Consider the following 24,201-nt stretch of genomic DNA (forward strand, 5'->3'; position numbering starts at 1 on the left):
CGTCACCCCGGGCGGCCGCTGGTCGCCGCGTAGTACTGGAGGTCCTGCACCGGCACCTCGTGGTCCACGGCGTACGGCAGCTCCACCCGGGCCGTGCTCCGCCCGCCCCGCACGACCTCCGCCGAGCTGGTCCCGGGCCGCAGCGGCAGCAGTTCGGCGTGCACGCCGGCCGGGGCCGCGTGTTCCCGCGCGGCGGGGCCGACGGTGCTGCGGACGGTCGCGGGCCCGGTCAGGAAGCTGAGCACCTCCACCGTGTCCCGGGCGGCGGCGCTGCCCTCGCGCAGCGACATCAGCAGTGACTGACCGCCCGTCGGGCCGGCGGCCGCGAACTGGGTGCGGCCGGTGAGGTAGAGCGTGTCCCGGACGATCGGGGGCCAGTCGCCGGTCTTGAAGCGGGTCAGGTAGTACGAGGTGAGGTCCAGGTAGGCGTGGCCGTTGTGCTGGGACGGGGCGAACTGGCTGCCCTCGGAGTAGTCGTTCCAGGTGGTCAGCTGCACCCAGTCGGCGCCGTCCTCGATGGCGTGGGTCCAGGTGGAGCGCAGGGTGGCGGTGTTGCCGGCCTCGTCGTAGATCCCCTGGTTCGGGCGGGCGTCCTGGACGGACACGGGCTGCATCCAGATCCTGCCCTTGCCGTGTGCCCGCCGGACGTCGTCGGCGGCGCCCTCCTGGCCCGCGTAGCTGCGGCTGCCCCACTCGGAGAACCCGTGGCTGATGGGCGTGAAGGCGTCGGCGTTCGCGCCGAAGTCGAGGAAGAGCGGGACGAAGGCGGTACGGACGCCGTGCCCGGACTCCAGCAGGTCCAGGACCCGGCGCCACCAGTCGGGGCCCTTCTGCTCGGCCTTGAACGGGGAGACGACGAGCCGGCCGTCGTCGACCCGGTGCGCGGCGGGGTTCGCGCCGAGGGCGGCGAGGGCGGCGGCGAGGACGGCGGGGTCGTCGGTGTCCAGCGAGGTCATGTCCGGCATCAGCATGACCTTGAAGGCCGGGTCGACCTCGTGGGCCGCCCTCATCAGCAGGTCCGCGCGCTCCCGGTTCTTCCCGGAGAGGGAGAGCAGGTCGAGGGTGAAGCCGTCGATGCCCGCGTCGCGGGCGGTGCGGACCTCCTGGCGGAGGTTGGCGTACTCCCAGTCGCCGCCCTTGGGCGGGACGGGCAGCGGGCGGTCGCGGAGCAGGCCGCCGTAGCGCTGGTGCTTGCCGTTCTCGCCGCGGGGGTCGAGGTAGTTGCGGGTGTAGTAGTCGGCTTCGGCGCTCGCGTTGTCGAGCGAGAGGGGGTACGGGGTGAAGTAGTGGGCGAACACCAGCTTGCGGCCGGCGTCGCCGGAGCGGAGCACGGCCGGTGCGGGCAGGTCGAACGGCAGGGGGCCGGTGGCGGGGCGGGCGGGGGTGCCGCTCGGCGCCGGGGCCGGCACCGGCGGGGAGGACGGGGCCCGGCCCGGCCCGCCGGTGCCCGACGGGGCGGCGGGGCCGGTGGTCCGGGGTGCGTCGGCGGCCGGGCGGGTTCCGTCCTGGCCGGCCGCGGCCGTGAAGGGGTCCCAGGCGATGCCGGCGGCGGCGCAGAGGGCGGCGAGGAGGCAGGCGGCGACCAGCAGGGCGGGCCTGCGTCCTGGTAAGCGGGAGCGCCGCCGGTGCCCTGCCATCCCGACCCCTCCCCGTGGACCTGCCCCGCCGCCGGGGCCGTTCAGCAGTACAGCCGATTACCGCCCTGCCCACAACCGTCGGCCGCGACCGGCGGGGCACCCGCTGACCAGGGCGTTCCCGGACCATGCGCCGGAATACGGCATTCCCCTAGCTATACAGCCGAATTGACGCATAATCGTCGTCACGCGGCGCGAAACAACCCTCGTGCCGCACTGGGTCACGCATGCAACGGGGGGCATCGTGATGATGGGGGACTCCCGGCCGACACCACCGGGCGGAGCGACCGGAACACTGCCGACCACGTCCACCGAGCTCTCCCGCCTGCTCACCGCCGTCCGGCGGGGCCGGGTGCTGACGGTCACGGGCCGGTTCCACGAGGCTCGGAGCCTGCTGGTGCGGGACGTCGCCCGGCGGCTGGCGTCCAACTTCTGCGACGGGGCCGCGGTGGTCACCGTCAGCCCCGACGGCGGCGTACGCCGACTCGTGGCCGCCCTGGGCTGCGTACCGGGCATGCCCTTCCTGCCCTACGGCACGGCCAACGCCGCCTCCTGGCTGGCGGAGCGGGACATGCTGCTGGTCCTGGACGGCAGCGACCGGCTCGGCCCCGAGGCGCTGACCTGGCTGCGGGAGCTGCTCGCCGCGGCGCCCGGCCTGCGCATCCTGGCGGCCGGCCGGCATCCCCTCGCCGTGGGCCAGGGGCGGGTGCACCGGCTCTGAGCAGCGGGCGTCCGGATACGGGTCCGCCCCGGCCGGGCACGGGGCCGGGCCGGGGCGGAACGCGTACTGCCTACTGCTGCGGGTGTCAGCCCAGGATGGCGAGCGCCTGGTTCAGCGTCGCGGAGGGACGCATCACCGCGGCCGCCTTGGCCGGGTCGGGCTGGTAGTAGCCGCCGATCTCGGCCGGGGAGCCCTGGACGGCGTTCAGCTCGGCGACGATGGCCGTCTCCTGCTCGGCCAGCGTCTTGGCGAGCGGCTCGAAGGCGGCCGCCAGCTGCGCGTCGTCGCTCTGGCCGGCCAGCTCCTGCGCCCAGTACAGGGCGAGGAAGAAGTGGCTGCCGCGGTTGTCGATGCCGCCGAGGCGACGGGTCGGCGACTTGTCCTCGTTGAGGAAGGTGCCGGTGGCGCGGTCCAGGGTGTCGGCCAGGACCTGGGCGCGGGCGTTGCCGGTGGTGGTGGCGAGGTGCTCGAAGGAGGCGGCCAGCGCGAAGAACTCGCCCAGCGAGTCCCAGCGCAGGTAGTTCTCCTTGACCAGCTGCTGGACGTGCTTCGGGGCGGAGCCGCCGGCGCCCGTCTCGAAGAGGCCGCCGCCCGCCATCAGCGGGACGACCGACAGCATCTTGGCGCTGGTGCCCAGCTCCAGGATCGGGAAGAGGTCGGTCAGGTAGTCGCGCAGCACGTTGCCGGTCACCGAGATGGTGTCCTCGCCGCGGCGGATGCGCTCCAGGGAGTACTTCGTGGCCTCGACCGGGGAGAGGATCTCGATGGTCAGGCCCTCGGTGTCGTGCTCCGCGAGGTACGTCTTGACCTTGGCGATGAGCTGCGCGTCGTGGGCGCGGGTCTCGTCGAGCCAGAAGACGGCCGGGGCGCCGGTGGCGCGGGCGCGGGTGACGGCGAGCTTGACCCAGTCCTGGATGGGCAGGTCCTTGGTCTGGCAGGCGCGGAAGATGTCGCCCGCGGCGACCTCCTGCTCGATGACCACGTCGCCCGCGGCGTCGACGAGGCGGACGGTGCCCGCGGCGGCGATCTCGAAGGTCTTGTCGTGGCTGCCGTACTCCTCGGCCTTCTGGGCCATCAGGCCGACGTTCGGCACCGAGCCCATGGTGGCCGGGTCGAAGGCGCCGTGGGCGCGGCAGTCCTCGACGACGGCCTGGTAGACGCCCGCGTAGCTGCTGTCCGGGAGGACGGCGAGGGTGTCGGCCTCGGCGCCGTCCGGGCCCCACATGTGGCCGGAGGTGCGGATCATGGCCGGCATGGAGGCGTCGACGATGACGTCGGACGGCACGTGCAGGTTGGTGATGCCCTTGTCGGAGTCGACCATCGCGAGGGCCGGGCCCTCGGCGATCTCGGCGTCGAAGGAGGCCTTGATCGCCTCGCCGTCGGCGAGGCCGCCCAGGCCGTTCAGGATGGTGCCGAGGCCGTCGTTCGGGGACAGGCCGGCGGCCGCGAGGGCCTCGCCGTAGCGGGCGAAGGTCTTCGGGAAGAAGGCGCGGACCACGTGGCCGAAGACGATCGGGTCGGAGACCTTCATCATCGTGGCCTTGAGGTGCACGGAGAACAGGACGTCCTCGGCCTTGGCACGCTCGATCTGGTCGTTCAGGAAGGTGCGCAGGGCGTCGACGTGCATGACGGACGCGTCCACGACCTCGCCGGCGAGGACCGGTACGGACTCGCGCAGGACCGTGGTGGCGCCGTCGGCGGCGACGTGCTCGATGCGCAGCGTGCCGGCCTCGGCGATCACCGCGGACTTCTCGGTGGAGCGGAAGTCGTTCTCGCCCATGGTGGCGACGTTCGTCTTCGACTCGGGGGTCCAGGCGCCCATGCGGTGCGGGTGGGCCTTGGCGTAGTTCTTCACCGAGGCGGGGGCACGGCGGTCGGAGTTGCCCTCGCGCAGGACCGGGTTGACGGCGCTGCCCTTGACCTTGTCGTAGCGGGCGCGGATGTCGCGCTCCTCGTCCGACTTCGGGTCGTCCGGGTAGTCCGGAAGGGCGTAGCCCTGGCCCTGGAGCTCGGCGACCGCGGCCTTCAGCTGCGGGATCGAAGCCGAGATGTTGGGCAGCTTGATGATGTTCGCCTCGGGGGTCTTCGCCAGCTCGCCGAGCTCGGCGAGGGCGTCGGCGATCCGCTGCCCCTCCTCGAGGTACTCGGGGAAGACGGCGATGATCCGACCGGCCAGGGAGATGTCACGGGTCTCGACATTCACACCGGCCGTCGACGCGTAGGCCTGGATCACAGGCAGGAAGGAATACGTCGCGAGGGCCGGGGCCTCGTCAGTGTGCGTGTAGATGATGGTCGAGTCAGTCACCGGATGCTCCGCTCCACAGTCTGCGTCTCTCGTCTGCAACATTGCTCGACATCAAGATATCTCGTGATCGGGCATGTCTGGACAGCCCCCTGCCGGAAGAGCGGGGAGACGCGCGTCACGGAAACGCGAAAGGCGCCGCCGCCGGCCTCCGGGGCCGGCGGCGGCGCCGCTGCGCCGCGTGTTTCAGGCGGTGACCTGCTTGGGGCTCGCGCCGTACTCGTTCGGCCCGGCGTCGCCCTCCAGGGCCATCAGGACGATGATCCCGATCCAGCCGATGAAGGGGATGAAGCCGATCAGGTACCACCAGCCGGACCTGCCGGTGTCGTGCAGCCTGCGGACGCTCAGGCCCAGGGTGGGGAGGAAGACGGCGAGGTTGTAGATGTAGAAGACGACCGGGTAGCTCCCGAGCGCGAAGTCGAGCGCGATCGCCACGAGCATGATCGGGATGCTGCACAGGACGAACATCCAGTACTCCTGGCGGCGGGCGCGGCCGGAGAAGTCCGCGTAGCGCTTGATGACGTCGACGTAGTAGTGCACGAGTCCCCCCTAAGGACGGCATCGACGGCCCTCGGCCTGAACGGGGCCGGGCCCGACTTATGCCCTCGGGTCGTCGCGCTCAAGCCACCGCCGGGTGCCTGAATTGCGCCACCGGCCTCGGTTTCAAAGGGAGTTGACCACGTCCACCACAGGGGTCCCGGGCGCCTCAGCCGATGCGGTAGGAGTCCCCGTAGACCTTCCACTCCAGGGGCGTGTCGAGGTTCAGGTTGCCCTTCTTCAGGAAGACCCGCTGGGCGGTGTCGACCCGGCTGGTGTCGCTGTGGGCCTCCTCCTGCTTCATGGCCCAGACCCGGGCGTCGAGGAAGGCGTTCAGCCAGGCGGTCTCGTTGCCGCCCTGGGCCGGGGGCTTGGCCTTGGCGAGGGCCCGCTTGCGGATGTTGCGGAAGGCGGTGGGGTCGCTCCCGTCGCCGTGCATGACGATCGCGTCGTAGTAGATGAACTGGCCGAGGGTGCCGACCCCGTCGGACTTGCCCTGCTTGACGGCCGGGTCGAAGTAGACCCGGTCCCGCTCGTGGTCCTGGGCCTTCTTGAACTCCGCGTCCTGGGCGGCCCTGGCCCAGTCCCGGGCGAAGTCCGGGTCGAGTCCGGCGTGCGAGTCGCTGCCGTCGACCTTGCGGAGTGCGGGGAGGTACTTGGCGAGCACGTTCCCGGGCTTGACCTGCGTGTAGTACTCGACGAGGTCGAGCATGTCGCCGGTGCCGGAACAGAAGCCGATGATGCCGGCGGTGTAGCCGCGGCCGTCGCCTATGTCCTCGATGTACTTGTACTGGGCCTTCCAGTCGAGCGAGGAGTTCTCGGCGCTGGAGACGATCCGCATGGCGATGTCCTTCTTCGCCGGGTCGTCGAGTCCGGCCGGGGCGACGGCCGCCACGGCGGCACCGGGGGCGGGTGCGGCGGCGCCGCGGGCGGCCGCGGCGTCCGGGGCCGCGGTGGCGTGCGCCGCGACCGGGGCGGCGAGGAGGGCGGCGGCGAGCAGGGCGCCGACGGCCATCGTCTTGCGGCGGGGAGTGAACACAGGGCCTCCGTGGGGTGGTTGAGTCTTCCCTGATCCGTTAGGAAACTTTCCTACCAGACATCGGAGACAGGGAACACCCCTGCGGACGAGACGTCCGGAATCCGCCCGTCCGCGAGCTCAGCCCTGCGCTCAGCCCTCCTGCCGGGCCGCCAGCCGCTCGATCAGGGCACGCTTCGCGTCAGGCCATTCCGGGCGGGTGAGGGCGAAGACCACCGTGTCCCGGACGTGGCCGTCGCGCATCACCATGTGCCGGCGCATGATCCCCTCCTGGGTCGCGCCGAGCCGGGCGATCGCGGCCCGCGAGGCGGCATTGCGCACGTCCGTCAGCAGCTCGACCCGGTTCATCCCGAGGTCCTCGAAGGCGTGCGTGAGCATCAGCAGCTTGGCCTCGGCGTTCACCCCCGTGCGCTGCCAGGTCCGGCCGAGGAAGGTCCAGCCGATCTCCAGCCGCCGGTGCGCCGTGTTGATCGTCATCAGACGGGTCGAACCCGCGATCCGGCCCGTGGCCAGGTCCACCGTCGCGTACGCGAGCTCCCGGCCGGCCTCGCGCGCGGCGACGGCGTCGGCTATGAAGCCGCGTACGTCCTGCGGGTGCGGCACGAGGGTCACCGCGAGCTCCCACAGGTTGCCGTCGCGCACCGCCTCGCACAGCCCGTCGTGGTGCCGCTGCTCCAGCGGCTCCAGCCGCACCCGCCCGCCGACCAGTTCTGCCATGTCCGACCTGCCCGTTCCCGAAGATCCGCTGTTGCCGACGGCAACCTACGCGGCGACCGCGCCGGGCTGCACCCGGGTTTCGCCGTCGGGCAGTCCCGTCGGGCGGTCCCGTCGGGCGGTCCCGTCGGGCGGTCCCGTCGGGCGGTCCCGTCGGGCGGTCCCGTCGGGCGGGTTCAGATCCAGCCGTTGCGCCGGAACCCCCGGTGGATGACGTAGCAGGCGACCGCCATCACGGCCAGGACCAGCGGGTAGCCGTAGGTCCAGTGCAGCTCGGGCATGTGGTCGAAGTTCATCCCGTACACCCCGCAGACCATGGTCGGCACGGCCACTATGGCCGCCCACGCCGTGATCTTGCGCATGTCCTCGTTCTGGGCGACCGTCACCTGCGCGAGGTGGGCCTGGAGGATGGAGTCGAGGAGCCCGTCGTAGGCGCCGATCTGCTCGGTGGCCCGCGTCAGGTGGTCCGAGACGTCGCGGAAGTACGCGCGGACCTCCGGCGGGATCACCGGTATCGGCTGCGTGGCCAGGTGCTGGAGCGGACGGCCGAGCGGGGCCACCGCCCGGCGCAGTTCCAGGAGTTCGCGCTTGAGCTGGTAGATCCGGCCCGCGTCGCCCCGGCCGCCGTGGTCGCTGAACACGGCCGTCTCCACGGCGTCCATGTCGCTCTGCACCGCGTCCGTGACGGCCACGTAGTCGTCGACCACGTGGTCCGCCATGGCGTGCAGGACGGCCGCCGGCCCCTTGGCCAGCTGCTCCGGCTCCGCCTCCAGGGCCTCGCGGACGGGGCCGAGGGTGCCGCGCCCGCCGTGCCGGATCGTAATGACGAAGTCCCCGCCGATGAAGGCCATCAGTTCGCCGGTCTCCACCACCTCGCTCGTGGCGGTCAGCTCCTCGTGCTCGACGTAGCGCACGGTCTTGAAGACGGCGAAGAGCGTCTCGTCGTAGCGCTCCACCTTCGGCCGCTGGTGCGCGTTGACGGCGTCCTCGACGGCGAGGGGGTGCAGTCCGAAGAGCTCGGCGAGGCCGGCCAGCTCCTGCTGCGAGGGCTCGTGCAGGCCGATCCAGACGAACCCGGCGCCCGTCTTGCGGACCCGGCGCAGGGCCTCCTCCGCCTCGGCGCAGCCGTCCTGGCGGATGCCGTCCTGGTAGACCACGCAGTTGACGACGGCGCTGCCGAGCGGGGAGCGGGCGGGGTGGCTGAGGTCGACGGCCCGCCGGTAGCCGCGGCGCACGGCACGGCGCAGGTTGCTGAACATGGACACGGGCGCACTCCCCTTCGGCGGATCAGCGGCCAGTCTGCCACCGCCCCGCCGACGGCTCCGCCACGCACCCTCGCCGCGGCCCCGCCCCGGGGTCAGCAGGCCGGGGAGGAGCCCTTCTGGCCCTTGAGGTCGCGGTTGTAGAGCCACCCGGTGGCGTTGGTGCCCTCCACGCGCACGAACGTCCACTGGTTGCCGTACGAGTTGACGATGTAGCAGTGGTACCAGAGCTTCGTGCCGTCCTTGACCAGGGCGCCCTGTGCGCACTGCTGGTACGGCGCCGCCAGCAGGTGGTGGTCGCCGGATATGTAGCCGTACGTCCCCGGCTTCGGGTCCCGGTGGGTCCAGCCCGCGCAGCCCGTCGGTACGGGCTTGGGCCCGCCCGGGGCGGGCGAGGACGGCTTCCCGGAGGGCGACGGCGTGGCCGGCTTCTTCGAGGCGCTCGCGGAGGGCCTGGCCGTGGGCCCGGAGCCGGAGGGCGAGGGGGCCGGGGTGGTCGGGCCCGGCTGCCCGCCCGCCGTCGGCGAACCGCCGGGCGCCGGGGTGGGCGCCGCGGTCGTGGAGCCGCCGCCCGAGGTCACGGCGTACGTGACCCCGCCCGCGGCGAGTACGGCGACCACCGCGACGGCGATCGCGGCACGGCTGTGGCGGCGCGCCCGGTCCGCGTCCGCCGGGCCGGACCGGGCGACCGTGGGGGGCTGGCCGGGCGGGGGGCCCTGCGTCGGCCCCTGCGTCGGGAAGCCGGGCTGCGGGGCGGGGGCGTAGGGCTGCGGAAACGATCCGCCTCCGCCGGGGCCGGGGCCGGCCGACGGCGGGGGCCCGAACCCGGGAGCCGGCGCCGCCGCGGGTCCGGGCGCGTACGGGGACGGCGCGGGCGGCGCCGCCACCGGGGCCGCGCCGCCCGCCGCCACCTGCTCCAGCATCGCGCGGGCCTGTTCGGCGGTGGGCCGGTGCTCCGGCTCCTTCGCCATCAGCGCACGCAGCACCGGGGCGAGCGGGCCCGCGCGCCGGGGCTCGGGCAGCGGGTCGCCGACGATCGCTGCCAGCGTGGACCACACCGAGGTGCGGCGGAACGGCGATACCCCCTCCACCGCCGCGTACAGGGTCATCCCGAGCGACCAGATGTCCGAGGCCGGTCCGGGCTCCCTGCCCTGCGCGCGCTCCGGCGGCAGGTAGTCGAGCGAGCCGACCAGCTGACCGCTGCGGGTCAGCTTCGCCAGGGCGTCGTCGTCGGAGGACTCGATGGTGGCGATGCCGAAGTCGGTGAGCACGACCCGCCCGCCCCGCTCCAGCAGCACGTTGCCCGGCTTCACGTCCCGGTGCAGGACGCCCGCCCGGTGCGCGGCGTCGAGCGCGTCCATCAGCTTGGCGCCGATCGCGGCGGCCTCCTGCGGGTCGAGCGCCCCGTACCGGGTCACCGAGTCGTCGAGCGAGGGGCCGTCGACGAGTTCCATCACGATGACGGGCAGGCCCCGCTCGTGCGTGACGTCGTGGACGGTGACCACGCCGGGGTGCCGGATGCGGGCGGCGGCCTGTGCCTCGCGCTCCATCCGGGTGCGCAGGTCGGTCAGTTCGGCGTCGCCGGCGTCGGTGTAGGCCCGCAGGACCTTGACGGCGACCTCGCGGGCGAGCAGTTCGTCGACGGCGCGGGCGACCACGCCCATGCCGCCCCGGCCGACCACGGAGGTCACCCGGTAGCGCCCCCCGAGCACCTTGCCGACGAGGTCCCCGTCGTTCGCTTCCTCCGTTTGGCCCGCTGGCACCACATGCTCCGTTCCACGACCGGTCGCCCGACTCGACGCTCTGACGGGGCACAAGCGTAGATGCATGATCGGCGGGGCGGCCGGGCGGCCGTACCACCCGCACCTGGACGTCGGCTTCGGCCCGCTGCGCGGAGACGGTCAGCCGGAGGCCGACGGCCACGGCCGGGCAGCATGACCTCGGCGGAAGGGCGGCGATCGGTCATCGGATCGCCGATGGCAAGATCGGGCCATGGGATTGAACATGGCGGTCGGGGTCCTCGTCGACTCCGAGGACGACGGATACACCGAGATGGTCCGCGCTGACTTCGCCACGATCGGCGAGCTACTGGAGCGTGCGGGAGCGCGGCAGTGGACTGAGCCCGACCTCGATGAGGAGGAGAGCGCGGAGTTCGAGGCGTGGGGTTACTCGGGCCTGCACGCCGTTCGCCGCCTCGCTGTCCACCTTGCAGCGAGCGGGCGCCTGCCCGAGCCGCTGAACGACAGCCGGCGGCCGACCGACGACCCGCTCCTGGGCAAGGCGTACGAGGCCCTCCCGAGTGATCCTCCTGGACCGTTCGACCATCTGATCCATCATTCGGACTGCGAGGGCTACTACGTCCCCGTCGACTTCACCCAGGTCATCGTGGACAAAAAGGCACCGGGCGGCTACCTGGGGTCCTCGGTGCGCCTGCTGGAGGAAGCCCGTCGACTCGCTGAAGCCCTCGGTCTTCCAGAAGACCTCGATCCGCACTCCGAAGAGGTCTTCGCGGCCGCCGATGCCGAGATGCCGGCCACCGAGGGCTGGCAGCGCTACGGCGTCGAATCCTATGTATGCCTGCAGCTCCTCCACGCTGCGGGACTCTCGATCTCGACCGGAGCGGCCATTGCCTTCACCTGAAACACGACCACCCCCACGACACCAGCCGACGAAGCGCTACTGGCGTCCGGCCCGTGGCAGATGGGCCTTCGCCTCCTCGTAGCCGGCGCCGCCGGGCCGCTCGGCCGGGGCGTAGAAGAGGTTGAGCACGCCGGTGTCGAAGGCGTCGCAGGAGAGCAGTTCGAGCGGGATCGCCGGCTCGCCCTCCTCGAAGAGGCGCATGCCCTTGCCCAGTACGACGGGGTGGACGAGCAGCTGGAGCCGGTCCAGCAGTCCGGCGGCCAGCAGCTGGCGGACGACGGACACCGAGCCGCTGATCACGATCGGGTCCTGGCCCGGCTCGTTCTTCAACGCCGTGACCGCGTCGACGAGTTCCCCGTCGAGCCGTTCGGAGTTGCGCCAGGTGGAGTCGAGCGGCTGCCGCGAGACGACGATCTTCCGGGCGTCGCCGAGGCGCCTGGCGAAGTCGGCGTCCTCGCCGCCCGCCGCTTCCCGCCCCGGCCAGGCCCCGGCGAAGCCGTCATAGGTCCTGCGGCCGAGGAGCAGGGTGCCGGCGGAGCCGACGACGGCGTCGACGGCCGCGCCCATCCGGTCGTCGAAGTAGGGGAAGTGCCATTCGTGGGGCGCCTCCACGACGCCGTCGAGCGAGATGAACAGCTCTGCGGTGATCTTCCTCATCGGGACGCTCCAGGGACGGCGGCGGCTCTCCTCCCCAGTAGACGCCCCGCGGCGGACCGCCACACCCGGGCCGCGCGGGGGGCAGTAGAGTCTCCTGTCGATCTTGATCGACTCGGGGGCGGGAGCAGCTGGTGGCACGGTGGGACGAGGACGCTCGGCAGTCGGGCGCGGGGTGGCGGACGGGGCCGACGCCCGGGGCGGCGCCGTACGGGGCGGCGCCGTACGGGCCGCCCCCGGTACGAGGGCCGGGCGGGGACGGGGCCGGGCGGCGCGGGCAGCGGCGCCACGGCTGCGTGACGGCGCTCATGACGCCGTTCGTCCTCGCCGCCCGCGTCCAGCGGCCGGGGCGCCCTGACCGGCTGGCCGACCCCGCGATCGACCGGGCCCAGGTGGCCCGTACCGGGATCGGGCTGGCCGCCACGGCCTGGCTGTTCTACGCGTTCTCGCTGCGGCACGGGGCGAAGGACGTGCTCGACGACAAGCTCACCGAGATGCTGATCAGCGCGGCGGTGCTCATGGTCGTCGGGCCCCTGGCCGTCGCCGCCTTCGTACTGGCGGCCCGGCCGCACCCCAGGGCCCTGTACCGGCGGCGGCTGCGCGGCCCGCTGACCGCCTTCGCCGGCCTGGCCGGCGGCGCCGCCCTCCAGTGGTTCGCCCTCGCCTCCGACCTGCGGGACGACCTGTTCGCGGCCGCGGGCGACGTGGGCTTCGTCCTGAGCCTGCTGACGGGGCTGGCGAGCCTCTTCCTGCTCCCGTTCCTCCTCGCGTCCTCGGTCCTGTGCGTCCACCACTCCTTCCGGACCGCCGACGTCCACGAGGTGCTGCCGCCGCTGCTCTCCCCCGTGGTCGTGGTGGTGATGTCGGCGCTCCAGGCCTTCGAGGGGCCGCCCGTGAACGCCCCGCAGGGCGTGTGGCTGCTCTTCCTGGCGGGCGCGCCCCTGTCCGTGACCGCCCTGTCCTTCTGGGAGCTGCGCAGGTTGCGGACCCGGTACGGGATCACCGTGCGCAGCGCCCTCGGCCGGTAGCGACGGGGGCGGTATCGTGCGGGCGTGAAGATCATCGACTTCGAGCCCGGCGACCCGCGCCTGATCGGCGACCTCCTGCCGGTCCTGCGCGAGCTGCGCCCCCACCTCACCGAAGAGCTCTTCCGGCAGGTGTACGAGAACGGGCGGGCGCAGGGGCTGCGCTTCACCGCCGCCTACGCGGACGACGGCACCTGCGTCGGTGCGGCCGGCTGGCGGATCATCGACAACACGAGTTCCCTGCGCAAGCTCTACGTCGACGACCTGGTGACCGCCGGGGCCGCCCGCTCCACCGGCGTCGGCCACGAACTCCTCGTCCACCTGGAGTCCCACGCCCGCGCCGCGGGGTGCCACGAGCTCAACCTCGACTCGGGCACCCACCGAACCGACGCCCACCGCTTCTACTTGCGCGAGCGCATGGACATCGTCGCCTTCCACTTCACCAGGGAACTGGGGCCGGCCTAGGCCGTCTCCTCCGGATCCTGCCCGTCGGCGGGATCGAGGAGCACCGCCTCGCACCCGCTGCCGGTCAGCACCCCGCCGGCCCACGCCAGGGTGCGTACTGACGTCACCGGCGACGGTGTCGTCCACCGGACGCCCCCGTCGGCGAGGTCCAGGCCACTCATCGGGGTGTAGCCGCGCCAACCGCCCATCACCACCGTGTCCGAGTGGACCGTGAGGTTCCCCGTCCACCTCGGTGTGGGGGCGCTCCACAGCGACGCACCCGTCCGCAGATCGATGCAGGACAGCAGGTTCGGTGCTTGCGGCAACACCAGCACGCGGTCCCCCGCGAGGACGATCCCGCGCGGCCAGGTACCGAGCGGCCGGGTCCGCCAGGGCGTTCAGCTCGGCCAGGAGTTCCCGGACCGGGTCGCCCGCCGCCGCCTCGCCCTCGCCGCGGCTCACGATCCGTCCTCCGCCCCGCGGCCGGTCGCGGCGCGGGAGCGTGCGACGCGCCGCGCACCGGCGGGGCCGGTGCCGCGGCCGGCGTCGGCCTCGCCCTCGGCCCACTGGTCCGTCTGCCGCGTCAGCCGCCGCAGGAGGGCCCGTACGGCCGCGAGGTCGGCCCGGGCCAGCCCCTCTCCCATCACCCCGTGCGCGGCCTCGGCACGGAGGGTGATCGCCGCCAGTGCGCGCCTGCCGCCGGGGGTGAGGGCGAGCAGGGGTGAGGTGCGGTGGTCGGGGTTGTCGTGGAACTCCCCCATATCCGGCGCGCACTCCGCGCTGGAGGATCGCGCACCCCCACCGGAGCATCAGGGAGACACCATGGCCACCACCGTCGCGATCGGCCGACTCCAGGCCGCGCTGGAGCGCGGCGCCGCCGTCCGCCCCGAGGTCGGGGGCTTCCCCTACCTGGCCGAGAGCCTGCGCCAGGCCGGCGTGACCCGGTGCCGCATGGCCGTCCCGTCCAACTCGTTCCTCTACCTGACGGAACACGGCGACGTCGTGGTCCAGGGCGAGCCGCTGGTCACCGGCCCCGTGCAGGCGCCGCCGTTCGACCGGGAGGTCCTGGTGGCGGCCCTGCGCGCGGACCAGGCCGGGAAGACGACGTTCCCCGAGTTCGCCCGCGGCTGCTGGGACGCCGGGGTCGCCTGGTACGACGTCGACACCGCGGCGCGCACCTGCACGTACTACGGCTCCGGCGGCGACTCCCACACCGAGGACTACCCGGCCGTCACACTGCCCGCGGAAGCCCCCTAGACGGGCCGCAGCTCCTCCATGGCCGTTTCGGCGACCACCCGGGCGACCAGCGCGAGCGCGGGCGAGTCGAGCTTCCACTGCTGCCAGTACAGCGGTACGTCCAGCCACCGCCCCGGCGCCAGCGGCACCAGCGCCCCGGTGTCCAGCAGCGGTTCCGCCTGCGGTTCGGGGACGAGCCCCCAGCCGAGGCCCGCCGCCACCGCGTCCCGGTAGCCCTCCGAGGTGGGCACGAGGTGCCGTGCGGCCGAGGCGGGCGAGGCACCGCCGGTGAGCGCGCGGACGAAGCGGTCCTGGAGGACGTCGCGCCGGTCGAAGACGATCAGCGGCGCCTCCCGCAGGTCCCGGGCCGGGGCCACGGTCAGGTGCCGGGCGGCGAAGTCGGGGCTCGCCACCGGCAGGTAGCGGGCCAGTCCCAGCGCCCGTACGCTGCACCCGGCCACCGGGTCGGGCGAGGAGGTGACGGCCGCCATGACCTGGCCCTCGCGCAGCAGCGCCGTCGTGTGGGACTCGTCCTCGCGGTGCAGCTCGAAGCAGATGGGCGGCTGCTGCGGCACCCGGGTGAGCGCGGGCAGGAACCAGGTGGCCAGCGAGTCCGCGTTGACCGCGATCGGCATCCGGACCGGGCCGAGGCCGTCGGCCATGCCCATTCCCAGTTCGGCGCGCGCGTCCCGCTCCAGCCGGGCCAGCTGCCGGGCGAAGCGGATGACCACCTCTCCGGACTCCGTCGCCCGCACCGGCTTGGTCCGCATCAGGAGCACCCGGCCGGTGCGCTGCTCCAGGGCCTTCACCCGCTGGCTGACGGCCGACGGCGTCACGTGCAGGGCGGCGGCGGCCGCGTCGAACGTGCCTTCGTCCACGACCGCGAGCAGGGTCCGGACCTGTTCCAGTGGCAGCTCGTCCATCACGGGCGCTAATGATACGTAAAAATCTTTAGCTGTACGCAGAGGCGCGCGGTCCTTACGGTCGGACCATGACGAACGGCATCACCACAGCACTACTGGCGGGTTTCGGTACCGGCCTCTCCCTCATCGTCGCGATCGGCGCGCAGAACGCCTTCGTGCTGCGCCAGGGCGCGCGCCGGCACGCCGTCCTGGCGGTGGTCGCGATCTGCGCCGTCTCCGACGCGGTGCTCATCTTCCTCGGCGTGGCCGGGGTCGGCGCGTTCGTCACCGCCTGGCCGGCCGCCCTGACCGCCGTGGCTGTCGCCGGCGGCGGCTTCCTGATCTGCTACGGGATCCTCGCGGCCCGGCGGGTGCTGCGCCCCGCCCCCGGGGCCGCGCTCACCGCCGAGGGCGCCACGGCCGGTTCCGTCCGCGCGGCAGTGCTCACCTGCCTCGCCATGACCTGGCTCAACCCGCACGTCTACCTGGACACCGTCCTGCTGGTGGGCTCGCTCGCCGCCGACCGGGGCGACCTGCGCTGGGCCTTCGGGATCGGGGCCGGGCTCGCCAGCCTGATCTGGTTCGCCACCCTGGGCTACGGGGCCCGGCTGCTCAGCGGCCTGCTGTCGCGCCCCGGCGCCTGGCGGGTGCTGGACGGGCTGGTGGCCGCGACGATGGTCACGATGGGCGGACTCCTCCTCGCCCGGGCCTGAAGCCGGGCCGGGACGTGGTACTGATTCCGGTACGCCGCCCCTCCCCCGACCCCCACCCCGGAGCCGCCGCCGTGCCCGACCGCCCGTCACCCGAGGCCGTGCGCGCCTACTACGCGGCCCGCCCGTCCCCGCTCGTCGCCGCGACCGGCATCGTGCTGGACCCCCGGGGGCGGGTCCTCGTACTGACCCCGTCGTACAAGGACGGCCTCGAACTGCCCGGCGGCACGGTGGAGGACACCGAGACCCCGGAGCAGGGCCTGTCCCGGGAGCTCAAGGAGGAGCTGGACCTGTCCGTCCCCGTCGGCCGGCTGCTGGCCGTGGACTCCTGCCCGCCGGGCGCGCTCGGCCGCTCGCTCGTGGTCCACGTGTACCTCGTGGGGCCGCTGACCGGCCCCGACACGGAGGGGATCGCCTTCGCGGACGGCGAGGTGGCCGAGGCCCGCTGGCTCACCCCGGAGGAGGCCGCGGAGCAGCTGCCCGACCGGCTCGCGCCCCGGCTGCGTGCCGGGCTGGCCGCCCTGTACTCCGGATCCGTCGCGCACCTGGTCGACGGCGTCCCGCAGCCCGGCTCCCCCGCCGGGCTGGACCCGGCCGCCCGCGCCGCCCTGGAGCACGCGGGCCGCTACGACCCCGCCGGCCACCGCGCGGCCCGGCCGAAGGCTCTCACAGCGGCGAACGTACTGTTCACCGACGGGGCCGGCGGGGTCCTGCTCGTCCGGCCCGGCTACGGCGAACCGGGCCGCTGGCTGCTGCCCGGCGGCGGCGTCGACAGCGACCTCGGCGAGACCCCGAGGGACGCGGCGGCGCGCGAGGTCCGCGAGGAGACCGGCCTGGACCGGGTCCCCGGCCGCCTCCTCGCCGTCAACTGGACCCACCGGCCCGGCTACCCGGCGCGGATCCGCTTCCTCTACGACGGCGGGGTCCTCGACCCGGCCGAACTCGCCGCGGTCCGGCTGCCGCCCACCGAGCTGCTGGAGTGGCGCACGGCGCGCCGCGAGGAGCTGCGGGGGCTGGTCAAGCCCAAGCTGCGCCGCCAGATCGAAGCCTGCCTGACCGCTCTGGCCGAGGGCACCGGCCCGCTGGAACTCCACTCGGGGCGGCCGGCGGGACCCGCCCGAGCGACCCGTTCGAGATGACCGGCAGGCGGCACCGTGAGCGCCGCGGACCGGTGCGGGCGGCCTGGGGAACGCCATACCCCCTACCCCTTTGGAGTATCCGACAGGGGTCCTCTACGATGCCGCCATGAGTACGAGTACGCGGGCCGGACGCGCGAGGAGGCCCTCCGGGCTGCCCGCACGCCTGCTCCTCGTACTGGCCGTGCTCATCGGGATCGTCGGCATGCACGGCCTCGGCCCGGGGCCGCTCCCGCCGGCCGCGGCGCATCCCGCGGCCCATGCGGGCGCAGCGGAGAACCCCTCCGCCGACCCGTGCGGCTGCGTCCACGCGGGTGATCCCGGGGGCGGCCCCTCCGACGGGCACGCGCAGCACGCCGACCCCACCTGCGCGGCGTCCGGCACCAGCGGGGGCCCGGTCCTGCACGCCCCGGCGGCCGCGCCCGGCGGGATCCCCGCCACGGCCGGCGCCCCGCACGGCACCGTGCTCGGGGCGACGGCGCACGGGCGCGCGCCCCCGGCACTGAGCGAACTGCAACTCCTGCGCGTATAGGCGCGGCCCTGTCGGCGTTCCCGTCGGCCGAGCCCGCACGCCCGTACGTACCTCAAGCAGGAGGAGCACCACCATGACCGTCAAGCGTTCCCTGATCCGCCGTGCCACCGCCCTGGCCGCGGCGGCCACCGCCGCCCTCGTCCTCGCCGCCTGCGGCGGGAAGGCCGATACCGGCTCCACGGCCCACGGCGACCACGACGGCGCGGCCTCCGCGTCCGCCGAGCCCTCCGCACCGGCCTCCGCCGGCCGGGCACAGGCGGCGAACAACGCCGCCGACACCGCCTTCGCCAAGGGGATGGTCCCGCACCACCGGCAGGCGGTCGAGATGGCCGGCCTCGCCACGACCCGCGCCGAATCGGCGGAGGTCAAGGAGCTCGCCGCCGAGATCAAGAAGGCCCAGGACCCGGAGATCAAGACCCTGTCCGGCTGGCTGACGGCCTGGGGCGAGCAGGTCCCGGCCACCGATGCCGCGCAGGGCGGGCACGGCGGGCACTCCATGTCCGGGATGATGACCGGCGAGGAGATGGACCGGCTCACGAAGGCCTCCGGGAAGGCCTTCGACACCGCGTTCCTCGACCTGATGGTCAAGCACCACGAGGGTGCCGTGGCCATGGCGAAGACGGAGCAGTCCGACGGGAGGTACCAGCCCGCCAAGGACATGGCCGGCGCCATCATCAGCTCGCAGAGCGCCGAGATCGGCCGGATGAACAAGCTCCTCGGCAAGAGCTGACGCCGACGGCCGGGGAGCCCGCGCGACCGCGGGCTCCCCGGCCTTCCGGTCCTGCGGGCCCCGGGTCGGTCAGAACTGCCGCGCGGTGCGCCAGGTCGCCTGGCTGGACGGGTTGGTCAGGTCGTACGTCGTACCCGAGAGGCGGCCGTCCGGGCCCCGCGTTCCGGTGTAGCGGCCCACGGGACCGTGCGACCAGGCGATGACGAAGTAGATCTGCTGGCCGTCGACCGATGCCGCCCCGGGCCGTGTTGAGCAGCACCGACCCGGGGCGCATCAGCGCCAGTTCGGCCCTGCCGATCATCCCCCGGGTGCTCCCGGTCAGCGGTACGTGGAGGGAGACCACGTCGCTGGTCGCCAGCAGTGCGGGGAGGGACTCCGCCAGGGGTACCGGTGCCCCGCCGTCCGGCGTGCGGCGCGCGAGGCCGCGTACGTCCATGCCGAGGGCGGCGGCCCGTTCCGCCAGGGCCAGCCCGATCCGGCCGAGCCCGACGATGCCGAGGGCCAGCTCCGACAGGCCCCGGGGCGGTGCTGCCGGGGAACGCCACCGGCCCTGGTGCGCGGCCTCGTCGTACGCGCGGAAGTCGCGGGTCAGGGCGAGCAGCTGGGCCAGCGCGAACTCGGCGACAGCGGTCGCGTTGGAGCCCGGGGTGTGGGTGACCGCGATCCCGTGCCGGGCGGCGGCGGCCCGCTCGACGTGGTCCGTGCCGGCGCCGGCCCGGCCGATCACCCGCAGCCGGTTGGCCTGCCCGGGGGCCGTCGCCGCCGCGAGGAACCCGGCGCGCATCGGCACGCCGCCCCGGGATTTGACGGCGTGGTAGCCGGCGCCGTCCGGGAGGACCTCGGCGAGCAGCGCCTCCCCGTCGAAGGCGTCGAAGTCGGTGAACTCCACCCGCCCGGCCCACGCGGCCCGCGCCGCCCCGGGATCGGCGACGCGGCGCAGGTTCAGCGTCACCTCCAGGCCGTGGCCGAGGAGCCGCTCCAGCTCCCGTCCGAGCAGCTTCCCCGGCGCCGCGTCCAGCACCAGCACCCTGTTGCGCGCCATGCGCGTCCCCCGTTCTCCGTACTCGTGCGGATCAGCAGCACTGCCAGGTGAACACGGCCCGGTCGAAGCGCCGTTCGGCGAGGTCCTGCGGCCGGATCAGCCAGTACAGGGCCCCGCAGTCGCCCCACATCAGGCGGCGTCCTCGCTGTCGAACTGGGCCAGCAGCACCCAGCGGCCGGCCTCCTCGGCCAGCCGCGGATCGTCCCAGCCGGCGTCCCCGTCCAGCAGGGCGTGCGCGACCTCCAGCTCGACCGGGCCCAGGTCGCGCAGGGCTTCGGCGGATCCGTGTGTCATGCGTCCGATCATGCACGGGGCCACTGCCAACGGCCCCTCCGGGTGGCGGGTCAGCCGCCGACCCGGGCGACCATCAGCGCGATGTCGTCGTCGGCTGCCGCCGGGACGAGGTGGGTGATCAGCGAGTCGCACAGGTGGTCCAGCTGGCGCTGGGGGTCCGCGAGCAGCTGGGTCAGCTCTCCGAGCCGCTCGTCGAGGTCGCTGCCGCGCGCCTCGATGAGGCCGTCGGTGTAGAGGACGAGGAGGCTGCCCGGGGGCACTTCGACCTCGGTGGGGGTGAACGCGATGCCGCCGACGCCGAGCGGGACCCCGGGCGGGGTGTCGAGGAGGCGGACGGTGCCGTCGGGGAGGGCGAGGGCGGGCGGCGGGTGGCCGGCGCGGGTGACGGTGCAGCGTCCGGTGGCCGGGTCGACGACGACGTAGAGGAAGGTGGCCAGCATCGGTTCGGCGAGGTCGGCGAGGGCTGCTTCGAGCTGGTGCAGCAGCCGTACGGGCGAGAGGTCCAGGCGCGAGAGGGACCGTACGGAGGCGGAGAGGCGGCCCATGACCGCGGCGGCGGCGATGCCGTGGCCCATCACGTCGCCGATGAGCAGGGCGGCCTTGCCGCCGGACAGAGCGAGGACGTCGTACCAGTCGCCGCCGACCTCGTTGACGTCGCTGGCGGGCAGGTAGCGGTGGCTGACCTCGATGCCGGGCGGCGGGGTGATGTGCTGCGGGAGCATGCTGCGCTGGAGGATGACGGCGGTCTCGTGCTCGCGGTGGTAGAGCCGGGCGTTGTCGATGCTGAGCGCGGCGCGGGCGGCGAGTTCCCCGGCGAGGGTGACGTCCTCGGCGGTGAACGGCCCGACGGGGCGGGTGCGGTAGAAGGTGGCGACGCCCAGCACCGATTCGCGGGCGACCAGGGGGGCCATGACGAAGGAGTGCACCCCGGCGGTGACCAGTTGGGCGGGTTTCGCCGTGTGGCGGGCGGCGGGGGCGACGACCTGGTCGTCGAGGCGGGCGATGAGGAAGGGCTGCCGGGCGGCGAGGGCCTGGGTGTAGGGGGCGTTCGCGGGGAAGGTGAGGGTCCGGCCTAGGGGGGCGAGGATGTCGGTCACCCTCGATCCGGACAGCGGGGCCCGGCCGAGCCTGCGCAGGGCGACTCCGCCGGTCAGCCCCATGCCGGGCTCGTCCCCGCGGGCCAGGGCGTCGAGGACGTCGACGGTGACGGCGTCGGCGAGGCGCGGTACGGCGAGGTCGGCGAGTTCCTGTGCGGTGCGCTCCAGGTCGAGGCTGGAGCCGACGCGCATGCTGGCCTCGCTGAGCAGGGCGAGGCGGCGCCGGCCGGCTTCGGCTTCGACGTGGTCGCGCTGCTGCTCGGTGATGTCGACGAGGGAGGCGATCACGCCGATCGGCATGCGGGCGGGGTCCTCCACCCGGACGTAGGAGCAGGACCACACCCGGTCGTGGTCCGGTTCGGAGGGGGTCCGGCCGACGCGGCGGCGGTCCAGGAGGGGTCTGCCGGTCTCCAGGACCTGCCGCATGGCCTCCTCCATCTCCAGGGCGTTCACCTCGGGGAGGATCTCGGCGAGGCGGCGTCCGACGTGTGCCGATTCGGGCAGGCCGTTCATGGTTTCGAGGGCGGCGTTGACCTGGAGGAAGCGGAGCTGCGTGTCGAGGATGGCGATGCCCACGGGCGAGCGGGCGAAGAGGCCGTCCCAGACCGCCGAGGACCCCCGGATACGGCGGGCGGCGTGAGCGTCGGCCGCGAAGACCAGCACCGTCGAGCCGTGCTGCCGGTCGGACACCGGGGAGGCCCAGATCTCCACCTCCAGGGGGTGCCCGTCGCGGTGCCAGGCGGTGACGGTGCCCATCACCCCGCGGCCGGAGGCGGCCGCCTCCCAGAGGGAGCGGCCGAGGCTGCGGTCGGATCCGGGGTGCAGCAGGTCGGCGATGTTGCGCCCGAGCATCTGGGGCGGGGTGTAGCCCAGCAGCTCCTGCGCGACCTGGTTCCAGCGCACGATGGTCCCGTCGGCGCCGGTGGCCACGAGCGCGACGGGCAGCGCGCCCAGCCAGCCGCCGGCGGCCTGCGCGGCGCTGCTGATCAGCTCGTCGACCGGGACGTGTTCGTTCACCGGGCCTCGCTCATCGGGGCCGGGTCACGGCGGCCGGCTCGTGTGGCACCTGCACGCCTCCATCGTCTGCCGGTCCGGGTGCCGCCGCCTCCCGGAGGGGTCTACCGGGGGCCCATCCCAGCCTCAGGGGCCCGGCGTGGAGGGTGAGCTCGATGCCGGGTTCGGTGACGCGTACGGCGGGGGGTTCCAGGGCCGGTCCGGGCGGATGCGGTGATCCGCCGGACGGCGGTGTCCACGGTGCCGCGTACGCTCGCGCGCAGGGCGATCCCGCCGAGGCTCAGCCGTACGGCGGCACCGGTGACGGAGCCGAGCGGGCCGCCGTCCCCGGAGAGGTGACCCCGGCGGCCCCGGCCCCGGGCGAGGGCGGTCGGCGCTGGTGGGCCCCAGGCGTGGCCGCAGGGCGTCCTCGACGCGGTCCTCGACGACGGCCGTGGCGGCGGCCTCGGCGGCGCCGGTCGGCAGGGCCTCGGCCAGGGCGTCGGCGAGGAGGAGCCGGGCGCGCCGGCGGCAGGGTGCGGCCGGCGGCGCGGTCTTCACCCTCGCCCTCCCCGCCGCGTCGGGGTGGCCCCGTACCCCGTGCCGTGCCCGGCGGCACGGCACGGCGCGGGGGTCCGGGGTCACGGGCGCAGGTCGGCCCCGGCCGTGGGGGTGTCGTCGAGGAAGCCGCCCGACTGGTGCTGCCACAGCTTGGCGTAGGCGCCGTCCGCGGTGAGCAGTTCCTGGTGGGTGCCCTGCTCCACGATCCGGCCGCGGTCGAGGACGACGAGCCGGTCCATGGTGGCGACGGTGCTGAGCCGGTGCGCCACGACGAGTGCCGTCCGCCCTTCCATGAGCCGCCAGAGGGCGTCCTGGACGAGGATCTCGCTCTCGGAGTCGAGGGCGCTGGTGGCCTCGTCGAGCAGCAGGATCGGGGCGTCGCGCAGGATCGCCCGGGCGAGGGCGACCCGCTGGCGCTGTCCGCCGGACAGCTTCACCCCGCGCTCGCCCACCATGGTGTCGAAGCCCTCCGGCAGGGCGTCGGCGAACTCCGTCACGTGCGCCGCCTCGGCGGCGCGGCGGATGTCGGCGTCGGTGGCGTCCGGGCGGGCGAAGGCGATGTTCTCGCGCAGGGTGCGGTGGAACATCGCCGGCTCCTGCGGCACGTATGCCATCAGGCCGCGCAGGTCGGCCTGGGAGAGCCGGCTGATGTCCTGCCCGCCGACGGTGATCCGCCCGCCGTCGATGTCGGTCATCCGCAGCAGCAGCCGGGTGAGGGTGGTCTTGCCGCCGCCGGACCGGCCGACGAGGCCGATCTTCGTCCCGCTGGGCACGGCCAGGTCGAGCCCGGCGAAGAGCGGTTTCCCGCCCGCGTGGGCGAAGTCCACCCCTTCGAAGCGCACTTCCGCGCCCTCGCACAGCAGCGGTTCCGGGGACTTCGGGTCGAGGACGGTGGGCGGGGTCAGCAGCAGTGCGGTGAACTGCGCGGCCTCCGTCATCGAGCTTTCCAGGCGGCGGTAGATCTGGTTGAACTCGAACATGATCCGGGTCGCGTTGCCGTAGTAGGTGAAGGCGACGACGACCGTCTCGACCCCGTGCCCGCGTGCGGCGAGCCCGACGGCGACCAGCAGGCCGAGCGCGTTGGTCAGTACGGACATCGGCGCGACGATCGTGTCGATGCGCAGGTTGCCGTAGTCCCACGAACGCAGCATGAGCCGCCGCGACTCGGCGACCCGCGAGCGGTGCTCGGCGGCCTCGCGTTCCTCGGCGGCGAAGGCGCGGACCGTGTCCATGTTCATCAGGCTGTCGGCGACGTGGCCGGAGACCCGTGCGATGGCGGCCTCGCGTTCGTCGACGAGCCGCTGCCGCCGGCGGATCAGCGGTGTCACGAGCAGCCCGGTGAACGCGATCATCGTCAACAGGCCCACGACGAGCAGCGGTTCGTACTGCCACAGCACCACCGAGCCGAAGATCAGGGGCACGAACTTGCCGACGATCTGGAAGGTGAGCGTGTCGACGAACTCCTCGAAGCGGGAGGCGAAGCTCAGGACCCGCTTGGTGAGCGAGCCGGCGAAGTTGTCGTGGAAGAAGGCGGCGTCCTTGGCGAACAGCTCGTCCATGCCGAGCACGTAGAGCCGCTCGACGCCGAGGGCGTCGAGCCGGTTGAGGCAGTGCAGGCCGAGGCGCCAGAAGGCCTCGGCCAGCAGCAGGGCGCCGGCGAACCCGAGGACGTAGGGCAGGACCGGGCCGATGCCCGAGGCGACGGCGCCTCGGTCGGACGCGATCCGGCCGACGAGTTTGGCGACGACCAGCGGCGCGACGTAGTTGATGCCGATGTTGCCGAGCGCCGGGAGCAGCATGGCGGGTGCGGCCAGTCGGCGGAGCCGGAACAGCTCCCGTCCGTAGTGGCGCAGTGCGAGGAGGACCGGGCCCCTGCCCGGCGGACTTTGGTGTGATTCGGGAGATCCCATACCAACCCTGTGCGGTGTGAGCGGTGGCAGGACAGGAGTCGCAGTGTTCCGCAGTGCCGCTCGCCCCGTCCAAGCGTTTTCTCCGTCTT

At 73.7% G+C, this 24,201-nt stretch carries 25 protein-coding genes; 9 read left to right on the forward strand and 16 right to left on the reverse strand.

Translation table 11 applies throughout. The features are described 5' to 3' along the window. Positions 1-2: 2 nt before the first annotated feature. Complete coding sequence (locus ACZ597_RS14970; protein WP_471329212.1) at positions 3-1,637, reverse strand: glycoside hydrolase family 71 protein; 1,635 nt, start codon at positions 1,635-1,637, stop codon at positions 3-5. Positions 1,638-1,878: 241 nt separating this feature from the next. Here ACZ597_RS14970 and ACZ597_RS14975 point away from each other — a divergent pair, with 241 nt between their 5' ends. Continuing rightward, positions 1,879-2,355 carry a hypothetical protein gene (locus ACZ597_RS14975; protein WP_471329215.1) on the forward strand — a complete coding sequence of 159 codons (477 nt, stop codon included), beginning with the start codon at positions 1,879-1,881 and terminating at the stop codon, positions 2,353-2,355. An 85-nt stretch (positions 2,356-2,440) separates the two neighbouring features. On the opposite strand, the gene ACZ597_RS14980 is transcribed toward ACZ597_RS14975, so the two are convergent. From ACZ597_RS14980 to ACZ597_RS15005, 6 genes are all read right to left on the reverse strand, one after another. Continuing rightward, the gene (locus tag ACZ597_RS14980) at positions 2,441-4,660 is read right to left on the reverse strand and encodes an NADP-dependent isocitrate dehydrogenase (protein WP_471329218.1); all 2,220 of its coding nucleotides are present in this window, start codon (positions 4,658-4,660) and stop codon (positions 2,441-2,443) included. A gap of 183 nt (positions 4,661-4,843) precedes the next feature. Next, the gene (locus ACZ597_RS14985) at positions 4,844-5,197 is read right to left on the reverse strand and encodes a DUF805 domain-containing protein (RefSeq protein WP_471329221.1); all 354 of its coding nucleotides are present in this window, start codon (positions 5,195-5,197) and stop codon (positions 4,844-4,846) included. Positions 5,198-5,363: 166 nt separating this feature from the next. Continuing rightward, positions 5,364-6,209, reverse strand: a complete 846-nt coding sequence (locus ACZ597_RS14990; protein WP_471330092.1) for a chitosanase — start codon at positions 6,207-6,209, stop codon at positions 5,364-5,366. 153 nt (positions 6,210-6,362) lie between these two features. Beyond that, on the reverse strand, positions 6,363-6,947 hold the full coding sequence (locus tag ACZ597_RS14995; RefSeq protein ID WP_471329224.1) for a GNAT family N-acetyltransferase: 585 nt from the start codon (positions 6,945-6,947) through the stop codon (positions 6,363-6,365). Between the two features lie 173 nt (positions 6,948-7,120). Beyond that, positions 7,121-8,203, reverse strand: a complete 1,083-nt coding sequence (corA, locus tag ACZ597_RS15000; protein WP_471330095.1) for a magnesium/cobalt transporter CorA — start codon at positions 8,201-8,203, stop codon at positions 7,121-7,123. Between the two features lie 98 nt (positions 8,204-8,301). Further along, a complete protein-coding gene (locus tag ACZ597_RS15005) occupies positions 8,302-9,972 on the reverse strand; it encodes a serine/threonine-protein kinase (protein WP_471329227.1) in 1,671 nt (556 codons plus the stop codon). A gap of 226 nt (positions 9,973-10,198) precedes the next feature. Between ACZ597_RS15005 and ACZ597_RS15010 the strand changes: the two genes are divergently transcribed. Continuing rightward, positions 10,199-10,846 carry a hypothetical protein gene (locus ACZ597_RS15010; protein WP_471329230.1) on the forward strand — a complete coding sequence of 216 codons (648 nt, stop codon included), beginning with the start codon at positions 10,199-10,201 and terminating at the stop codon, positions 10,844-10,846. A 36-nt stretch (positions 10,847-10,882) separates the two neighbouring features. On the opposite strand, the gene ACZ597_RS15015 is transcribed toward ACZ597_RS15010, so the two are convergent. Continuing rightward, entirely contained in the window at positions 10,883-11,503 is a 621-nt protein-coding gene (locus ACZ597_RS15015) for a dihydrofolate reductase family protein (RefSeq protein ID WP_471329233.1), read from the reverse strand. Positions 11,504-11,634: 131 nt separating this feature from the next. Here ACZ597_RS15015 and ACZ597_RS15020 point away from each other — a divergent pair, with 131 nt between their 5' ends. Further along, positions 11,635-12,528: a hypothetical protein gene (locus ACZ597_RS15020; protein WP_471329236.1), complete on the forward strand. Its 894-nt coding sequence runs from the start codon at positions 11,635-11,637 to the stop codon at positions 12,526-12,528. 24 nt (positions 12,529-12,552) lie between these two features. Beyond that, positions 12,553-12,990, forward strand: a complete 438-nt coding sequence (locus ACZ597_RS15025; protein WP_471329238.1) for a GNAT family N-acetyltransferase — start codon at positions 12,553-12,555, stop codon at positions 12,988-12,990. Here ACZ597_RS15025 and ACZ597_RS15030 read toward each other — a convergent pair. Both ACZ597_RS15030 and ACZ597_RS15035 read right to left on the reverse strand, forming a co-directional pair. Then, a complete protein-coding gene (locus ACZ597_RS15030; protein WP_471330098.1) occupies positions 12,987-13,325 on the reverse strand; it encodes an outer membrane protein assembly factor BamB family protein in 339 nt (112 codons plus the stop codon). The two genes, ACZ597_RS15025 and ACZ597_RS15030, sit on opposite strands and share 4 nt — an antisense overlap. Positions 13,326-13,427: 102 nt before the next feature. Then, on the reverse strand, positions 13,428-13,730 hold the full coding sequence (locus tag ACZ597_RS15035; RefSeq protein WP_471329240.1) for a hypothetical protein: 303 nt from the start codon (positions 13,728-13,730) through the stop codon (positions 13,428-13,430). Positions 13,731-13,791: 61 nt separating this feature from the next. Here ACZ597_RS15035 and ACZ597_RS15040 point away from each other — a divergent pair, with 61 nt between their 5' ends. Continuing rightward, complete coding sequence (locus ACZ597_RS15040) at positions 13,792-14,226, forward strand: DUF1398 family protein (protein ID WP_471329242.1); 435 nt, start codon at positions 13,792-13,794, stop codon at positions 14,224-14,226. On the opposite strand, the gene ACZ597_RS15045 is transcribed toward ACZ597_RS15040, so the two are convergent. Continuing rightward, on the reverse strand, positions 14,223-15,128 hold the full coding sequence (locus tag ACZ597_RS15045; protein ID WP_471329245.1) for a LysR family transcriptional regulator ArgP: 906 nt from the start codon (positions 15,126-15,128) through the stop codon (positions 14,223-14,225). The two genes, ACZ597_RS15040 and ACZ597_RS15045, sit on opposite strands and share 4 nt — an antisense overlap. Before the next feature lie 68 nt (positions 15,129-15,196). On the opposite strand from ACZ597_RS15045, the gene ACZ597_RS15050 reads away from it, so the two are divergent. The 4 genes from ACZ597_RS15050 (at position 15,197) to ACZ597_RS15065 (ending at position 18,215) form a co-directional block, all read left to right on the forward strand. Then, positions 15,197-15,820: a LysE/ArgO family amino acid transporter gene (locus ACZ597_RS15050; protein WP_471329248.1), complete on the forward strand. Its 624-nt coding sequence runs from the start codon at positions 15,197-15,199 to the stop codon at positions 15,818-15,820. Between the two features lie 14 nt (positions 15,821-15,834). Continuing rightward, positions 15,835-16,956, forward strand: a complete 1,122-nt coding sequence (locus tag ACZ597_RS15055) for an NUDIX domain-containing protein (RefSeq protein ID WP_471329251.1) — start codon at positions 15,835-15,837, stop codon at positions 16,954-16,956. A 106-nt stretch (positions 16,957-17,062) separates the two neighbouring features. Continuing rightward, on the forward strand, positions 17,063-17,485 hold the full coding sequence (locus ACZ597_RS15060; RefSeq protein ID WP_471329254.1) for a DUF6153 family protein: 423 nt from the start codon (positions 17,063-17,065) through the stop codon (positions 17,483-17,485). A gap of 73 nt (positions 17,486-17,558) precedes the next feature. Further along, positions 17,559-18,215: a DUF305 domain-containing protein gene (locus ACZ597_RS15065; protein WP_471329257.1), complete on the forward strand. Its 657-nt coding sequence runs from the start codon at positions 17,559-17,561 to the stop codon at positions 18,213-18,215. On the opposite strand, the gene ACZ597_RS15070 is transcribed toward ACZ597_RS15065, so the two are convergent. The 5 genes from ACZ597_RS15070 to ACZ597_RS15090 form a co-directional block, all read right to left on the reverse strand. After that, the gene (locus ACZ597_RS15070; protein ID WP_471329260.1) at positions 18,160-19,257 is read right to left on the reverse strand and encodes an NAD(P)-dependent oxidoreductase; all 1,098 of its coding nucleotides are present in this window, start codon (positions 19,255-19,257) and stop codon (positions 18,160-18,162) included. The genes ACZ597_RS15065 and ACZ597_RS15070 overlap by 56 nt on opposite strands. Positions 19,258-19,288: 31 nt before the next feature. Beyond that, complete coding sequence (locus ACZ597_RS15075; protein ID WP_471329263.1) at positions 19,289-19,387, reverse strand: DUF1963 domain-containing protein; 99 nt, start codon at positions 19,385-19,387, stop codon at positions 19,289-19,291. Then, a complete protein-coding gene (locus ACZ597_RS15080; RefSeq protein WP_471329265.1) occupies positions 19,387-19,551 on the reverse strand; it encodes a hypothetical protein in 165 nt (54 codons plus the stop codon). Before ACZ597_RS15080 ends, ACZ597_RS15075 begins: the two co-directional genes overlap by 1 nt. Positions 19,552-19,601: 50 nt before the next feature. Further along, positions 19,602-21,665, reverse strand: coding sequence for a SpoIIE family protein phosphatase (locus tag ACZ597_RS15085; protein WP_471329267.1), 2,064 nt, complete (start codon positions 21,663-21,665; stop codon positions 19,602-19,604). Between the two features lie 617 nt (positions 21,666-22,282). Then, the gene (locus tag ACZ597_RS15090) at positions 22,283-24,112 is read right to left on the reverse strand and encodes an ABC transporter ATP-binding protein (RefSeq protein ID WP_471329270.1); all 1,830 of its coding nucleotides are present in this window, start codon (positions 24,110-24,112) and stop codon (positions 22,283-22,285) included. Positions 24,113-24,201: the final 89 nt, after the last annotated feature.

It is taken from the genome of Streptomyces sp. NPDC040718 (assembly GCF_055593565.1).

Bases quoted from the DNA above. Each gene is read 5' to 3' on its own strand.
- ACZ597_RS14995 (WP_471329224.1), bottom strand. From the start codon at position 6,947: ATGGCAGAACTGGTCGGCGGGCGGGTGCGGCTGGAGCCGCTGGAGCAG.
- ACZ597_RS15015 (WP_471329233.1), bottom strand. From the start codon at position 11,503: ATGAGGAAGATCACCGCAGAGCTGTTCATCTCGCTCGACGGCGTCGTG.
- ACZ597_RS15045 (WP_471329245.1), bottom strand. From the start codon at position 15,128: ATGGACGAGCTGCCACTGGAACAGGTCCGGACCCTGCTCGCGGTCGTG.
- ACZ597_RS15075 (WP_471329263.1), bottom strand. From the start codon at position 19,387: ATGTGGGGCGACTGCGGGGCCCTGTACTGGCTGATCCGGCCGCAGGAC.
- ACZ597_RS15010 (WP_471329230.1), top strand. From the start codon at position 10,199: ATGGGATTGAACATGGCGGTCGGGGTCCTCGTCGACTCCGAGGACGAC.
- ACZ597_RS15040 (WP_471329242.1), top strand. From the start codon at position 13,792: ATGGCCACCACCGTCGCGATCGGCCGACTCCAGGCCGCGCTGGAGCGC.
- ACZ597_RS15060 (WP_471329254.1), top strand. From the start codon at position 17,063: ATGAGTACGAGTACGCGGGCCGGACGCGCGAGGAGGCCCTCCGGGCTG.
- ACZ597_RS15080 (WP_471329265.1), bottom strand. From the start codon at position 19,551: ATGACACACGGATCCGCCGAAGCCCTGCGCGACCTGGGCCCGGTCGAG.
- ACZ597_RS14970 (WP_471329212.1), bottom strand. From the start codon at position 1,637: ATGGCAGGGCACCGGCGGCGCTCCCGCTTACCAGGACGCAGGCCCGCC.
- ACZ597_RS15035 (WP_471329240.1), bottom strand. From the start codon at position 13,730: ATGGGGGAGTTCCACGACAACCCCGACCACCGCACCTCACCCCTGCTC.
- corA (WP_471330095.1), bottom strand. From the start codon at position 8,203: ATGTTCAGCAACCTGCGCCGTGCCGTGCGCCGCGGCTACCGGCGGGCC.
- ACZ597_RS15070 (WP_471329260.1), bottom strand. From the start codon at position 19,257: ATGGCGCGCAACAGGGTGCTGGTGCTGGACGCGGCGCCGGGGAAGCTG.
- ACZ597_RS15050 (WP_471329248.1), top strand. From the start codon at position 15,197: ATGACGAACGGCATCACCACAGCACTACTGGCGGGTTTCGGTACCGGC.
- ACZ597_RS14990 (WP_471330092.1), bottom strand. From the start codon at position 6,209: ATGGCCGTCGGCGCCCTGCTCGCCGCCGCCCTCCTCGCCGCCCCGGTC.
- ACZ597_RS15065 (WP_471329257.1), top strand. From the start codon at position 17,559: ATGACCGTCAAGCGTTCCCTGATCCGCCGTGCCACCGCCCTGGCCGCG.
- ACZ597_RS15090 (WP_471329270.1), bottom strand. From the start codon at position 24,112: ATGGGATCTCCCGAATCACACCAAAGTCCGCCGGGCAGGGGCCCGGTC.